The sequence below is a fragment of the Rhodococcus parequi genome, from assembly GCF_046042785.1.
Taxonomy (GTDB): Bacteria; Actinomycetota; Actinomycetes; order Mycobacteriales; family Mycobacteriaceae; genus Prescottella; species Prescottella parequi.
This window is the reverse complement of sequence record NZ_JBDLNV010000004.1, coordinates 234,325-248,596: the sequence shown is the minus strand read 5'-3', so window position 1 is coordinate 248,596 and position 14,272 is coordinate 234,325. Positions and strand designations below refer to the sequence as shown.

Below are 14,272 nucleotides of genomic sequence, written 5' to 3'. Positions count from 1 at the left end.
AAGCGGGTCGCTACAGCTCCGGGTAGGTGGTGAGGTCGTCGGACTCGTTGCTGGGCTCGACGGGCATCTTGCCGGTGACGAGGAAGATCACGCGGCGCGCGACCTCGACAGTGTGGTCGGCGAAGCGCTCGTAGAAGCGGCCCAGGAGCGTGACGTCGACGGCGGCGGCGACACCGTGCTTCCACTCGCGGTCCATGAGCACGCTGAACAGGTGGCGATGGAGGTCGTCCATCGCGTCGTCCTCCTCGTGCATCTTGGCAGCGCGCTCGGGATCGCGGGTCTCGAGGACCTCCTTGGCGCCCGCGCCGAGGGCTACGGCGATCCTGCCCATCTCCGCGAAGTATCCGTTGACCTCCTCGGGGAGGACGTGGTTGGGGTGCCGGCGGCGGGTGATCTTGGCGACGTGCAGCGCGAGCGCGCCCATGCGGTCGATGTCGGAGACGATCTGGATGCCGCTGACCACCGACCGGAGATCGCCGGCCACCGGGGCCTGCAGCGCGAGGAGAGCGAACGCGCGCTCCTCGGCGATGACGCTCAGCTCGGTGATCTTCTCGTGCTCGCCGATGACCTGCTCGGCGAGCCCCAGGTCGGCGTGAAGGAGTGCCTGGGTTGCCTTCTCCATGGCCGCCCCGGCCAAGCCCGCCATCTCACCGAGGGTATCGGCGAGCTCGGTCATCTGTTCGTTGTAAGCGACGCGCATGAGGTCACAGCCTACGGCGTGCCGGAAACCAAGTCACCACGGTCGGGTGAACGGCGGGTGAATGACCGGAGCAGTTCCGGGCTCAGGCGCACGGGTTGTCGGTGGCGTTCGTGACGGCGAGGTCGGCGGGGAGTTCCGCGTCCTCGTCGACGTAGATGCGTGTGGGGCCGGAGTCGACGGGCGAGCCCGGCGCGGCGGGTGCGGTGAGGGTGCCGTCGAACTCGGTGCCGAGAACCACCTCGACGATGCTGCCGAGGCCGGAGGTGGACTCGAGCACGGCGCCCGGGATCGCCGACGCGACGGTGGCGGCCTCCGCCTCGCGGCCGGGGGCGAAGCGCACGATCGTCTGCGTGCTGGTCGAGCTGTAGTTGCCGACGCTGTAGATGCCGAACCCGTAGGCGGCGAGCCGGTCGGCCGTGCCGGCGGCCAGGCCCGAGACGCCGGAGCCGTTCGAGATCTGCAGCGACAGTTCCTCGGGGGTCGTCGCGAGCTCGGTGACGTCCGGCGCGGGCGCCGGCGTGGTGTCCTTCTTGTCGCCGGTCGTGCGCTCCTCACCGGGCAGCGGCTGGTCGTCGATGATGGCCTGGAAGATCGCCTTGATGTCGTCGAGGCGCGGGACCTCGTTGCCCCAGTCGTTGGTGCCGGCAGTGGGGACGGTGATGAAGGTGACCGCTCCGGCATCGACGTTGCGCAGCGACTGGCCGAGCGTCAGCAGCGACCGGGTGTCGACACCCTCGACGAACGTCGCCCGGGTGAAGGCGTTGATGAAGCCGTTGAGCTTGCCCGGATCGAACAGCACCTTGCTCGACATCGCCTCGCGCAGCAGCGCCGACAGGAACAGCTGCTGACGCTTGATCCGGCCGTAGTCGCCTGTGCCCTCGGCCTCGACGTAGCGCGCACGGACGTAGTCGAGGGCCTTGCGGCCGTCGAGGGTCTGATTGCCGGCGGTGGGCAGGACCGTGCCGAGCTCGCCGTCGATCAGCGGCTGCGGGACGCAGACGTTCACGCCGCCGACCGTGTCGACCATGCTCTCGAAGCCCGCGAAGTCCATGCCGACGAAGTGTTTGATCTGCAGACCGGACATCTTCTGGATGACCTTCACGAGGCACTTCGGTCCGCCGAGCGCGTAGGTCGCGTTGAGCTTGTCGCCGTCCGCGGCCGGGTACGTCTCGTCGGAGTAGGTACCGGTGTCGTTGTCCCAGCCCTGGCACACCGGTCGCTCGACATCGAGGTCGCGGGGGAACGACACCGCGACGACGCGGCTGCGGTCGGCGGGCACGTGGACCAGCATCACGGTGTCGGAGCGGGCGCCCTCGGCGTCCTCGACGGTGCCGGCGCCGACCGCACCGGCCGCCCCGGCGCGCGTGTCGGTGCCGACGATCAGGTAGTTCTCGTCGCCCATCTGACCGCCGGGATCGACGATGTCCGCGGAATCGGTGTCGAGTGCGGCGATCTGTGAGAAGCGGCCCTCGGCGGAGCGGAGATAACCCCACACGGTTCCGGTGGCGAGCAGCGCCATAACGGCGACGAAGGCGACCATCGACCGTCCGACCACCAGCATCTTGCGCCGCTTGCGGTTCTTGTTCGCGGCGAGACGGCTGCGGTTGGGTGTGCCGACCGCCTGCGGGGACGCGGTGGCCACCGCCTCCTCGACCCAGCTGGGTGCGACCGACTCGGGCTGCGGCTCCGGGTCCGGCTCGGGCCAGGCATCGGCGCTCGGGGCGTCGGTGACGACGGGGATGACCTCGGTGGGCTCGGCGTCGAACCCGAGACGGGTGTCGTCATCCGGCTCGTCGATCTCTGGGGACTCGTCGGGCTCGTCCGGCCGCGCCCGGCGGCCACCCGAGCCGGCGGGCGCCGAGCGGCCCATCTTCTGCATCAGGTCGGCGACGGACAGCTGCTCGCTGGGCTCGTCGTCCAGTGCCCGGCGACCGGTCTCGCCGTCGTGGCGACGGCGGTGGCCGTGCGCTTCGCGGTAGTCGGGGTCGGCGATCGGGCGTTCCCAGGGGGCCCGGCCTTCCGGCGCGGCGTGACCGGGATTGTGCTCGTCACCCACCTGTTCGCCCTGACCTCTCCGCCTCCAAAAAGATACCGTCGCTCGACGACGTCGCAATGATACTGATCGTCGCCCTCCGGGGCATCAGTGCGCGGTGGGAATATTCGGAGTCGCTGGTGCCGGGAAGATCAGTGGTGGCTGTCCCAGCGGTGCGGATCGCACTCGAGTGCGGCGCGGTCCCACCCGCCCCGATCGGCGGCCGCGGCGTACGTGGTCTGCAGGAATCGCTGCAGCGTGGCGTCGGGGTCCGCGGCGGTGCGGACGCTCTCGTACGGCAGCAGGAACTGTCGGAACTCGGGGCTGTAGAACGCTTGCTCGGGCTCGACGGAGTACTCCGCGAAGCCGTCCGGCTCGGGATACGCGTACGCGTAGAACGCGCCTTCCTCACCGCCGCCCGGCCAGAAGCCGCAGCTCGACAGCTCCCGCGAGTAGCCCTCGACCATCACCCAGTCGCCGCAGTTGGGGGCGCCGCCCGGATGCGGGGGAGCGGTCCGCCCGGAGAACCGGGTGCACGCCATGTCGAACGAGCCCCAGAAGAAGTGCACCGGGCTGACCTTGCCCATGAAGTACGACCGGAACGTGTGCAGCCCGCGATCGGCTTGGATGAGCTGCTTCCAGAACAGGCTCGCGGCGGCGGGGTCGTACGAGTCGTGGACTGTGTCGTCCGCGAACGGGATGGCGTCGGGCACCTCGTTGGGCGTCGGCTGGATGTGTGTCTCGATGCCGAGCTCGTCGAGAATCCGCAGGACGCGGGCGTGGAAGTCGGCGACCGGCATCGGCTCGAGCGGGAGTTCGCGATGTGCGCCGTTGCTGTCGCGGATCGCCAACTGATGGCCCGACAGGTCGAACTCGATCTCGAACACGCGGGTGCGGTACGGGATCGCCGACGTCGTCAGCCCCCGCGCGCTCACGTACAGCGGAACCTGCCACCAGTGGTTGACCATCGGGGTGTGCGCCAGGCGCACCTTGCCGACGATCTGCGTCCACATGTGCAGGGTGTCGCGGGTGGGTTGCCAGTCGTCGACCCGCAGCGCGGGCCAGGGGTCCGAATCTGCTGGTGAAGCGGCCACGACGTCTACCTCCGGAAGAATCCTCGAGGAACTGCAGGCTTCTTCGGAGTGTAGGCGCGGGGTGCGAGGGGCCGGGGCTATCCGCCGGAATGCATGACGTCGGCGCCGGCCGGGACGAGGGTGTCCTCCGGGTCGTCGAGCCAGCCGTCGGGCAGGGCGACGGTGCCGGGTGAACCCTGACGGCCGCGCGGGCCCTCGGCGTCCTTGGGGAACGGCACCGTCGGGTCCAGCTGGTCGAGGAAGCCCTCGAGCTCGGCCAGCGACGACACCCGGGCCATGCCGTTGCGCAGTTCGGAACCGGCCGGGAAGCCGCGCATGTACCAGGCGATGTGCTTGCGCATCTCCCGCATGCCCTTGTCCTCGCCGTGGTGATCGGCGAGCAGGCGCCCGTGCCGCATCATGATCGCGGCGACCTCGCCGAGGTTCGGCGCGACCGGCATCTCGGTGCCGTTGAGAGCGGCGCTGAGCTCTGCGAACAGCCACGGCCGGCCCAGGCACCCGCGTCCGACGACGACGCCGTCGCAGCCGGTCTCGGACATCATCTTCTCGGCATCCTCGGCGGCGAAGATGTCGCCGTTGCCGAGGACCGGGACGTCGGTGACGTGCTCCTTGAGGCGTGCGATCTCGGACCAGTCGGCCTGGCCGGAGTAGCGCTGGGCGGCGGTCCGGCCGTGCAGTGCGACGGCGGCGGCGCCCTCCGCGGCGGCGATCCGTCCGGCATCGAGGTGGGTGTGGTGTTCGGCGTCGATGCCCACACGCATCTTCACCGTCACGGGGATGTCGGTGCCCTCGGTCGCCTTCACCGCGGCCGCGACGATCTGCCCGAACAGCCGGCGCTTGTAGGGCAGGGCCGATCCGCCGCCCTTGCGGGTGACCTTGGGGACCGGGCAGCCGAAGTTCATGTCGATGTGGTCGGCGAGGTTCTCGTCGACGATCATCTTCGCCGCCTCGTACGTGATCTCCGGGTCCACCGTGTACAGCTGCAGCGACCGCGGCGTCTCGGTGGGGCCGAACGTGGTCATGTGCATCGTCACGGGGTGGCGTTCGACGAGCGCGCGGGCCGTCACCATCTCGCACACGTACAGGCCCGACGTGCTGCCCGCACGCTCGAGCTCGAGTTCGCGGCACAGCGTGCGGAAGGCGACGTTCGTGATGCCCGCCATGGGGGCGAGAACGACGGGGCTGCCCAGCTCGAGCGAACCGATGCGAAGGGGTGACATGAAGACCTCGGAATAATTCTTCGGGAGAAAAGACTGTGCCCGGCACCGAATCGGGTACCGGGCACAGGATAGCTGCAACGGGGCAGGTGGCGACCTGTCAGGAGGCCTTCTCGGCGCGCGCGGCGTCCCGCGCGAGCGAGCGGTCGCGCATCTCCTCGAACTTGGTGGCCTGCTTTTCGAGGCCCTCGAGGAAGTCCGCGAGCTCCTCACGGGTGTCCTCGCCGCGGGCACTGAAGTCGGTGCGGTCGAAGACGTTCCACTTCCGCAGCACCGGCATCACGACCTCTTCGAGGTGCTGACGCAGGTCGTAGATGCCGTGCTTGGCCATCAGCACACCGTTGCGCCGGAAGTTCGGCATGCCCGCGCCGGGCATCTGGAAGTTCTTGATCACATCGGTCACGGCACGCAGCGTCTGGTCCGGCGCCAGGTCCATCCCGGCACCGCAGATGTTGCGGTAGAAGATCATGTGCAGGTTCTCGTCCGCGGCGATCCGCTGGAGCATCTTGTCGGCGATCGGGTCCTGGCAGGCCTTGCCGGTGTTGCGGTGCGAGACGCGGGTCGCGAGTTCCTGGAAGGTGACGTACGCGACCGATGTGAGGAGGCCCGAGTGCGGGCCGCCGGGGGCCGCGTAGCCGTTGGTCATGTGGATCATGCGGGCGTTCTCGAGTTCCACCGGGTCGACGCCGCGGGTGACCACGAGGTAGTCCCGCATCACGATGCCGTGCCGGTTCTCCTCGGCGGTCCAGCGACCGACCCACGTACCCCACGCACCGTCCTGCGAGAAGTTCTCCGCGATCTCCCGGTGGTACGAGGGCAGGTTGTCCTCGGTCAGCAGGTTGGTGATCATCGCGGCCTTCGCGACCTCGTCCAGGCGGGACTGCTCGGGATCCCAGTCCTCACCGCCCATCGCGGCGAAGTTGCGGCCCTCGTCCCACGGAACGTAATCGTGCGGATGCCAATCCTTGGCCATGGAGAGATGCCGATCGACGTTCTCTTCGGCGACCGGCTGCAGCTCCTGCAGCAGCTCGAGCTGAGTGAGGTCCCTCGACATCGGTATCTGCCTCCGTGAAAGTTGTTGACGCTGAATGCCTGTGGCGCTGTACTTCAGGATCGTGCTGACAACCTACGGTACCGTAGGTTCGGCGGCGGGAGGGGTCTCGGAACAAACCGATCGGTGTCTGCCGGGCGCCCCCACGCCGGTTTCCGCGCACGTTTGCCGTCCGCTGTGAAATGCACCGCCCCCCGTGTGGCGAACGTTACACGTCGGTGACCTGGCCGCGATCCGTTTTCGGCGGTTCCTCCCGCTGTGAATCCGCTGTGAAACGTAGGAACCGCTCGGCGACGGGCGGCAGTCGACGGCCCTGCGCCCGGATCATGCCGATCTCGCGACCGGCGCCCCGCAGGGGGATCAGGACCACGCCCTCGGGCCACGAGCGGGGTTCCTGCCACGGCATCACGGCGACGCCGAGCGACGCCGACACCAGGCCGCCGATCGTCGCGAGTTCGCTCGACTCGAACACCACGTCGGGCACGATGCCGGCCTCGGCGCACAGCTCGTCGAAGATTCGGCGCATGCCGTAGTCCTCGTGCATCCCGATGAACTGTTCGTCCGCGGCGGCCGCCAGGTCGAGCTCGGTGCGGGTGTTCAGCGGGTGCGCCGACGGCACCGCGAGCGCGAGCCGCTGGTACGTCACCGGCGTCCAGTGCACCAGCGACGTGCGCGGCCGGGGTGAGACGAAGGCGAGATCGTCGCGGCCCTCGACGACCCGATCCACCAGCGTCTGGGCGGCGTCCTGGTACAGCGTGAATGACACCCGAGGGTGGGCTTCGCGGTAGGCGCGCAGCACGTCCGGGACGAGCCAGGTGCCGAACGAGTGCAGAAAGCTCAGCCGGACGGTGCCCCGATCGGGGCTGTCGAACGCGGCGATCTCGCGCTGGGCCGCGGCCAGTTCGGTGGCTGCGCGGCGGGCGTGCTCGAGCAGCACCCGACCCCGGTCGTTGAGTTCGAGGCGGCGGCCGTGCCGGTCGAACAGTTCGGCGCCGATGTCCCGCTCCAGTCGGGCCAGGCGGCGCGAGAGCGTCGGCTGGGAGATGCGCAGCATGTCCGACGCGGCCGTCACCTGCTCGGTTTCGGCGAGCGCGACGAACCAGCGCAGGCCCTCGATCAATTCCACCCCCCAAGCTTATGCACAGGATGCATCAACAACTGTTGATAGATGCATTTCCTTTGTTTCAGCGACGGCGTCAGGATGGTTCACGGAGGAAAACGCATGGAGAACACCCGCGGCAGCGAGACGCCGCCGCAGTGGACCCGACTCGACGCGCGGCCGACCCGGGGCACCCCCGAGTACCGGGCCGTCACGGTCGCGCTGTTCGCGGCCGGGCTGACCACCTTCGTCTCGATGTACTCGGCGCAGGCGTTGCTGCCGGCGCTGACCGACGAGTTCGCGGTGCCGCCCGCCGTCGCCGCACTCGCGGTGTCGGTCACCACCGGCATGGTCGCTCTCGCGATCATCCCGGCGAGCGCGCTGTCCGAACGGTTCGGACGCACCCGGGTGATGGTGACGTCGGCAGCCGTGTCGAGCGTGCTCGGCGTGCTGCTGCCGTTCAGCCCGACGGTCGAGGTACTGCTGATCGGACGCGCCCTGCAGGGCGTCGCATTGGCCGGAATCCCCGCGGTCGCGATGGCCTATCTCGCCGAGGAGATCCACACCCGCGACCTCGGGGCGGCGATGGGCCGCTACGTCGCGGGCACCACGATCGGCGGTCTGATCGGACGGCTGGTTCCGTCCGGGGTGCTCGACGTCGCGTCGTGGCGCTGGGCGATGGAAGCGGCCTCGCTCCTCGCGCTCGCGCTGGCCGTCGTGATGACCCGCCGACTCCCGCCGTCCCGGCACTTCCGCCCGCAACCCGTGAGCCCGAGAATCGTGGTGTCGAATCTGGCCGGACACCTACGCAATCCGGCCCTCGTGCTGTTGTTCGCGTTGGGCTTCCTGCTGATGGGTGGCTTCGTCTCCGTCTACAACTTCCTCGGGTTCCGTCTGCTCGACGCCCCGTTCTCGCTGCCCGAGGCGCTCGTCGGACTGGTATTCCTGCTGTATCTCTCCGGGACGTACACGTCGGCTGCGGCAGGTGCGGCCGCAGACCGTTTCGGTCCTGCGGTGGTGCTGCTCGCCGCGGTGCTCGCGATGACCGTCGGTCTGGCGATAACGCTGTGGGCCGTGCTCCCGCTCGTCCTGGTCGGGATGCTGCTCTTCACCGGTGGTTTCTTCGCCGCCCACTCGGTGGCCAGCGGTTGGGTGGGACTGCTCGCGACCGAGCACCGGGCCGAGGCGTCGTCGATGTATCTCTTCGCCTACTACCTGGGATCGAGCGTCGCCGGCGCCGCCGCGGGGATCGCCTACGCGCACGGTGGTTGGACGGCGACCGTCGGGTTCGTGGGGGTCCTGCTCGCGATCGCGCTGATCGGGGCGTCAGCGATGTTCCGGCAGTCGCGCCGGCGCGTCCCTTCGCCTACCACCGGTCCGGGTCCCGGCGAGCGCCGCGATCGCGCCGGCGACCAGGAGAAGCCCGGCGCCGACTCCGGTGACGGTGCTCGGCGCGACGTCGGTTGCCAGCCCCACACCGAGCGCCACGACCGCGATCGCCGTCACCGCGACGCCGAGCGGGACGAGCCACAGGTCGTCGAACAGGCGGGCCAGCGGTAGGAAGTGCACACCGACGCCGGCGCACACCCATACCGGGATCCACGTCGCGAGCCCGGCGGCGCCCATCAGCGCCGACCCGGCGAACAGAACCCCGAATTCGGCTGCCACCACGATGTTGTAGCGCCGCCGCACGAGTGGGTCGGCCATGGGGGTGGGTTCCCCGGTGCTCCGGATTGCGGTGGCGACGCCGGCGATCACCACCAGTACGGCGACCGCTTGCCCGACGACCAGCGGGCCGTTCAACCAGCCCGGAGCGTCCGCAGATCCCCAGCCGAACCACAGGATCGCGAAGAATCCCTCGATGACGGCCGTGATTCCGCGGGTGCGGTTGTTCGTGCCTGCTACAACCTGAGTCACCCGCAGATTGAAACACCCTTCGCCGACATCGTCTCGCCGAAAACCTTGCGGCACGAGGCGCGGAGGCACAGAATCGCGCCATGGTCGCGAACATGACTCGGCTGCAGCGGATCGTCGATGAACTGCCGGAGGCTGTGCGTGTCGACATCGAGGAGTGGGGTGGGCATCCCACGTTCCGCGTGCGCGGCAAGAATTTCGTGTTCAGTGATCCGGACGCGTCGAGTCTGTCCCTCAAACTGCCCCACGAGGAGGCCGCGGCCGTGGTCGCCACCGAGCCGGGTGCGCAGCCTGCCGGGTACGGGCTCGGCCGGCACGGCTGGATTTCGCTCACCGTGCCGGAATCCGACCGCGACGACCGGTGGGACCAACTGCGGGAGTGGGTCCGCACGTCCTACACCCTGATCGCACCGAAGACCCTCGCGCGCGTCGTTCTCGCGGAGGACGCCGTGCCGACGACGGGAGGACGAGCGTGAGCGACACTTCCACGACAGCGCCCGCGAAGTCCGGGCTCCCGCCCTGGGCGCGCAAGGCGATCTGGGCCGCCGTGATCGTGGTGGCACTCATCGTCCTCTACTTCATCCTCGCCGCGTTCCTGCCCCGATGGTGGTCGCAGAGCGTGGGATCGCTGTCGTCGGGCAGCTTCTCCCGCGGCATCATGTGGGGCCTGCTGTACGGGGTGGTCTGCACGGCCGTTCCGTTGCTGCTGTTCTATTCCGCGTGGCGGTCGCGTCACCGTAAACGGGCGCGGGTCTGGGTGATCTCCCTGCTCGTGCTCGGCTTCGTCGTCGCGATCCCGAACCTGTTGACGCTCTCCGTCGTCCTCGGCAACAGCAGCGCCGCCCATGCGGGGGAGCGGACTTTCGACGTCGATGCCCCCGGTTTCCGGGGCGCGTCGCTGTGGGGAGCGATCATCGGCGCCCTGCTGTTCGCGGTCGCAGTGTTTCTCGACGTCCGGTATCGCAAGCGCGGGAACGAGCTCGAGAAGTTGCGCGGCGATCTCCACCAGCGTGAACCGCAGTCGCCGGGAGAATCGCCCGCCCCCGAGATGTGAGCCGCCCGTACCGGCCTTGCGTCGGGGGCGTCGTCGGCGAAGGCTGGACAGGAGCGTCAGCCGGGGGACGAACTCCTGCGAGGCCGGACATGGACACCGAGGTCACCGAGATAGCCGCCGACATCTTCCGCCTGTCGACCTTCGTCGACGAGGCGGACCTGCCGATGAACCAGTTCCTGATCCTCGGCGAGGAGCCGCTGCTGTTCCACACCGGGATGCCGATGCTCTTCCCGTCCGTCTCGGTCGCCGCCTCGAAGCTGTTGCCGTTGGAGTCGTTGCGCTGGATCACGTTCGGGCACGTCGAGGCCGACGAGAGCGGATCCATGAACAGGTGGCTCGCGGCCGCCCCGCGCGCGCAGGTGGCGCACGGGGCGATGGGCTGTTTCGTGCAGATCGGATACCTCGCCGACCGTCCCCCGAGACCGCTGGACGACGGTGAGGTCATCGACGTCGGCGGCCGGCGGGTGCGCCGCATCGAGACCCCCCACGTTCCGCACGGCTGGGATGCCGGACTGATGTTCGAGGAGACGACCTCGACGCTCCTGTGCGGCGACTTCTTCACCGCGTTCGGCAGGCCGGTGGCCGAGACCGACCACGACGTCGTCGAGCCGGCACTGGCGGCCGAGGACCTCGGACATGCGACGGCGCTGACCCCGGCTCTGGGGGCGACGCTGCGTGGGCTCGCGGATCTGGAACCGGCCGTGCTCGGACTGATGCACGGTCCGGCGTACCGCGGCGCCTGCGCCACGGCGCTGCGTGACCTCGCCACCGCCTACGACGAGCGGTTGGATGCCGAACTCGAGCGCCTGCGCGGCTGAAACCGGGCTCTGGAGTGGGCCCTTGGTCCCTGATCGGTAGGTCGTTGCGCCCGTTGTCGCCGTCAGGGCTTCCGCCGGTCGGTCCGGTGTGGTGATCTGTTGGTGCCTCCTCGTGCGGGGGCCGGCCGTCGGCTACGGGTGCTGTCGACAGTCCGCTGAACGCCCCGTCTGTCTGGAGGCGGGGCGTTCACATATTTCTTCCCTCTCGAGGGGCCTTCGTCGAATCCTCGGGGGAGGGTGGTCGTCGGCGCCGGTGGAGCGCACTCTCCTTCACCGCGCGCCGGCGACCGAGTGTCGCTGGGCTGCTCGAATGCCACGGGCGAGATGCCGTGTCGGGGCGCAGTTTCCTCCGGCCGGTCGATCCCACTAGACTCTGCCCGCACGCCCCTATAGCTCAGTTGGTAGAGCTACGGACTTTTAATCCGCAGGTCGTAGGTTCGAGCCCTACTGGGGGCACGTGCAGGCGGTTGATTCCGCCGCGGTTCAGCGGCCCGCTCCATCGTCGGAGCGGGCCGCTGACGCATTTCTGCCCGTGGCCTGCTCCCTGACTCCCCGCGTACGGCTCGTCGCTGTGGGCTCCGGGCTCGGCGCGCCGCAGGGAAATCGGCCCTATATCCACAATGGTGAGAAGGTCCATTTTGTAGGTATTGTGAGAGCAGTATATTCCTGTCATCTTTCGGGGCGGATGGTGCATTTATCGATCTGTTATAGAAGAACACAACGGGGGGTCTGTTCCGCTGTTACTGTGACGTCGTCATCATTCACGGAATTCCAATTCAGGAGGCTCGAATGGGCAGCGTCTTCGATCTGATCTTCAACCTGTTCAACGGGAATGCCTTCAGCTCCGACGTGACGTTCGGATCTGCGAACAGTGGCAGCAACATCAGCGGCAGCACCTTCGGTGGCAGCTCCGCGACTCCGCCGGTGTAGGGGGCCCTCTTCCGGCACAACGCGATTCCGGAGTCTGGCCGGATCGGGGCGTGCTGAACCGCCCGTGGCGGAAACGATCCGTGCGAACCTGCTCGAATGGGTCCGCGCGGATCGTTTGTGTGTGGTGCCCACCTGTTCACCGTTCTGCGGCGCAAAGAGAATACGGGCGCGGACGGAAGCGCGCGCGTGGACCGCGGGGGCGGTAGGAGTGTCCGATCACGTTCTCGAAACCGGAACCGTTCACCGGCGCGAGTAAGGGGGTTGAGTAAACGTTTACTATTCGACGATTGTTGCGAAGGTTTCCTCGGTGGAAATGGAGCGAGGGGTCGCTGAACAAACGTGTGAGTGGTATTTCGGAGAACGTTTGACAGGCGTGCCGCGGCGCCGGGTCCGGACGTGGGTGAAAATCGAGGGCGTGGACGAGACGACGGACCGGGTGGCCCGCGAGATCGCGGGAGTGGCACGAGATGCGCAGGTGAACTGCAAGCACCGGAGCCGGGTGTATCGGGACGGCGTACTGATCGCGTCCGACATCCCACTGGCGGAGGTTGCAGTCCACCGCGCCGACCCGGACACGGTGATCTGGGTGGACCTGTCGGCGCCGACACTGACGGATCTTGTTGCGCTGGCGCCGCTGGTCGGTGGCGAGGTGGAACTGCACCCGCTGGCGCTCGAGAACGCCGCGTCGGGGAGTCAGCGGCCCCGGCTGGTGCGCTATCGCGATCACAGCCTGTTGCATGCCCGCGCGCTCCATGTCGATCCGGAGACCGGCGCGCTGGGGTCGACGCGGGTCGCCGCGTTCATCCTCGCCCGTGCGCTGATCACGATCCGCTCCGACGACGGGTTTCCGGTGGACCCCCTGCTCGACGCGTGGGACGACCTGGGGGCGCTCAGTGAGCACGGAGTCGGATTCCTCCTCCACACGCTGCTCGATCAATTGGTCGACGGCTACTTCGACGCGTTGGACGACGTCGACGAACGGATCCAAGCAGTCGAGGACGAGTTGTTGGAGGGCTCCGAACCCGTCCGGTCGATCCAGTTGCAGAGCTTCACTCTGCGCAAGGACGTGGTGACGATGTCGCGGGTCGTGTTGCCGATGAACCAAGCGTTGAGCGCATTGCTGCGTGCCGGCGTGCATGCGACGTCCGCCGAGATCGTGCCGTACTACCAGGACGTCTACGACCACGCGTTGCGGGCGACGGAGCGGATCGACGGGCTGCGCGACACGATCGAGTCGATTCTGTCGACGAGTCTGGCGATGCAGGGCAATGCGCTGAACGAGATCATGAAGAAGCTCACGGCGTGGGCGGCGATCATCGCGATCCCTACCGGGGTGACCGGATACTTCGGCCAGAACATCCCGTTTCCCGGCTACTCCGAGCCGCTGGGTTTCTGGCTCAGTGCGGTGCTGTTGGTGGGTTTGGCCACCGGGCTGTGGGTGAGCTTCGAACGGCGGGGATGGCTGTAGTGGGACGGCTCGGGTGCGCACCCCCTGCGGCACACCCGAGCCGGAAAAAGGATACCACTTGGTGTGTTTACGGGCGTAGGGCGCAAACCTCCTGTTCAGGGTTGACGGTTTCGGGGCTACCGACAAGCGGACTAGTCTGGTTTTCGGGCGGGTGGCAGCTTGTCGGCAGACCGGCGAGCGTTACGGCTTTCGGAGGCGAGTGGCGCATGGCACGTCAACAGGAACGTGCGCGGCGAACCCGTGCTGCAATCGTGGAAGCGGCTGCAGTCGAGTTCGGGAAGCGCGGATACGCGGCAGCGTCGGTCAATGCGATCCTCGAAGGGTCGAACGCGACCAAGGGCGCGATGTACTTCCACTTCGAATCGAAGGAGGAACTCGGGCGCGCGGTTCTCGCCGCTGCGCTCGACAAGTTCAAGGAGACCACCGAGCAGTGGATGTCCCGCACCGATCTCGATCCGTTCGAGATCCTGCACGGGCTCATCGACCAGGTGGCGCAGATGTTCCTGTCCGATCCCATCGTGCGGGCCGAGTTCCGGTTGATCATCGAGCCGGAGTTCTACTCGGACGTGCAGAACGGCGGCGCGCGGGTATGGGGGTCGTCGGCCCGCGATCTGATCGCACGCGCACAGCGTGAGGGTCTGGTTCGGGAGGGCGCCGACACCGAGAAGTTCACCCGCGTTCTCGCGGCCAGCCTCGCCGGGCAGCGCTACATGTCGGATCTGACGGCGACCGAGGTGGATCTGCGTGCCCGGTTCGAGGAGTCGCTCGAGGTGATCCTCGCGGGAATGGCGTCGGACGAGTGGTTGGCGAGGTGGCGAGCCGAGGGCTGGCCGGCCGAGACCCCGGTGTCGACGGAGGCGTGACGAACTGGCGTTTGCGCGGTTTGATCAGGCGA

12 protein-coding genes, 1 tRNA gene and 1 pseudogene are annotated in these 14,272 nt (G+C 68.2%); 8 read left to right on the top strand and 6 right to left on the bottom strand.

Annotated features, from left to right (window positions below; translation table 11 throughout):
* Window positions 1-10 precede the first annotated feature (10 nt).
* The 6 genes from phoU to ABEU20_RS12890 form a co-directional block, all read right to left on the bottom strand.
* Window positions 11-700: a phosphate signaling complex protein PhoU gene (gene phoU / locus ABEU20_RS12915; RefSeq protein WP_420164814.1), complete on the bottom strand. Its 690-nt coding sequence runs from the start codon at window positions 698-700 to the stop codon at window positions 11-13.
* Between the two features lie 82 nt (window positions 701-782).
* The gene (locus ABEU20_RS12910) at window positions 783-2,756 is read right to left on the bottom strand and encodes an LCP family protein (RefSeq protein WP_420164813.1); all 1,974 of its coding nucleotides are present in this window, start codon (window positions 2,754-2,756) and stop codon (window positions 783-785) included.
* Between the two features lie 128 nt (window positions 2,757-2,884).
* Window positions 2,885-3,745 carry a DUF5996 family protein gene (locus ABEU20_RS12905; protein WP_420165125.1) on the bottom strand — a complete coding sequence of 287 codons (861 nt, stop codon included), beginning with the start codon at window positions 3,743-3,745 and terminating at the stop codon, window positions 2,885-2,887.
* 158 nt (window positions 3,746-3,903) lie between these two features.
* On the bottom strand, window positions 3,904-5,046 hold the full coding sequence (gene dusB, locus ABEU20_RS12900) for a tRNA dihydrouridine synthase DusB (RefSeq protein WP_420164812.1): 1,143 nt from the start codon (window positions 5,044-5,046) through the stop codon (window positions 3,904-3,906).
* A 97-nt stretch (window positions 5,047-5,143) separates the two neighbouring features.
* Window positions 5,144-6,097, bottom strand: coding sequence for an acyl-ACP desaturase (locus ABEU20_RS12895; RefSeq protein ID WP_420164811.1), 954 nt, complete (start codon window positions 6,095-6,097; stop codon window positions 5,144-5,146).
* 205 nt (window positions 6,098-6,302) lie between these two features.
* Window positions 6,303-7,220, bottom strand: coding sequence for a LysR family transcriptional regulator (locus tag ABEU20_RS12890; RefSeq protein WP_420164810.1), 918 nt, complete (start codon window positions 7,218-7,220; stop codon window positions 6,303-6,305).
* A gap of 96 nt (window positions 7,221-7,316) precedes the next feature.
* Between ABEU20_RS12890 and ABEU20_RS12885 the strand changes: the two are divergent.
* From ABEU20_RS12885 to ABEU20_RS12850, 8 genes and pseudogenes are all read left to right on the top strand, one after another.
* Window positions 7,317-8,552 (top strand): annotated as a pseudogene (locus ABEU20_RS12885) (MFS transporter); the annotation flags it as partial.
* Between the two features lie 638 nt (window positions 8,553-9,190).
* Complete coding sequence (locus ABEU20_RS12880; protein ID WP_420164809.1) at window positions 9,191-9,583, top strand: MmcQ/YjbR family DNA-binding protein; 393 nt, start codon at window positions 9,191-9,193, stop codon at window positions 9,581-9,583.
* Window positions 9,580-10,161, top strand: a complete 582-nt coding sequence (locus ABEU20_RS12875; RefSeq protein ID WP_420164808.1) for a hypothetical protein — start codon at window positions 9,580-9,582, stop codon at window positions 10,159-10,161. Before ABEU20_RS12880 ends, ABEU20_RS12875 begins: the two co-directional genes overlap by 4 nt.
* Window positions 10,162-10,250: 89 nt before the next feature.
* Window positions 10,251-10,979: an oxygen-binding di-iron domain-containing protein gene (locus ABEU20_RS12870; RefSeq protein WP_420164807.1), complete on the top strand. Its 729-nt coding sequence runs from the start codon at window positions 10,251-10,253 to the stop codon at window positions 10,977-10,979.
* 383 nt (window positions 10,980-11,362) lie between these two features.
* A tRNA-Lys gene (locus tag ABEU20_RS12865) sits at window positions 11,363-11,435 on the top strand.
* 333 nt (window positions 11,436-11,768) lie between these two features.
* Window positions 11,769-11,909, top strand: a complete 141-nt coding sequence (locus ABEU20_RS12860) for a hypothetical protein (protein ID WP_420164806.1) — start codon at window positions 11,769-11,771, stop codon at window positions 11,907-11,909.
* A 415-nt stretch (window positions 11,910-12,324) separates the two neighbouring features.
* Entirely contained in the window at window positions 12,325-13,377 is a 1,053-nt protein-coding gene (locus ABEU20_RS12855; protein ID WP_420164805.1) for a magnesium transporter CorA family protein, read from the top strand.
* Between the two features lie 206 nt (window positions 13,378-13,583).
* Complete coding sequence (locus ABEU20_RS12850; protein WP_420164804.1) at window positions 13,584-14,240, top strand: TetR family transcriptional regulator; 657 nt, start codon at window positions 13,584-13,586, stop codon at window positions 14,238-14,240.
* The last annotated feature ends 32 nt before the right edge of the window (window positions 14,241-14,272 follow it).

What these genes read in the sequence shown, in the direction of transcription:
- phoU (WP_420164814.1), bottom strand. Translation starts at nt 700, where the DNA reads ATGCGCGTCGCTTACAACGAACAGATGACCGAGCTCGCCGATACCCTC.
- ABEU20_RS12905 (WP_420165125.1), bottom strand. Translation starts at nt 3,745, where the DNA reads ATGTGGACGCAGATCGTCGGCAAGGTGCGCCTGGCGCACACCCCGATG.
- dusB (WP_420164812.1), bottom strand. Translation starts at nt 5,046, where the DNA reads ATGTCACCCCTTCGCATCGGTTCGCTCGAGCTGGGCAGCCCCGTCGTT.
- ABEU20_RS12895 (WP_420164811.1), bottom strand. Translation starts at nt 6,097, where the DNA reads ATGTCGAGGGACCTCACTCAGCTCGAGCTGCTGCAGGAGCTGCAGCCG.
- ABEU20_RS12880 (WP_420164809.1), top strand. Translation starts at nt 9,191, where the DNA reads ATGGTCGCGAACATGACTCGGCTGCAGCGGATCGTCGATGAACTGCCG.
- ABEU20_RS12870 (WP_420164807.1), top strand. Translation starts at nt 10,251, where the DNA reads ATGGACACCGAGGTCACCGAGATAGCCGCCGACATCTTCCGCCTGTCG.
- ABEU20_RS12860 (WP_420164806.1), top strand. Translation starts at nt 11,769, where the DNA reads ATGGGCAGCGTCTTCGATCTGATCTTCAACCTGTTCAACGGGAATGCC.
- ABEU20_RS12850 (WP_420164804.1), top strand. Translation starts at nt 13,584, where the DNA reads ATGGCACGTCAACAGGAACGTGCGCGGCGAACCCGTGCTGCAATCGTG.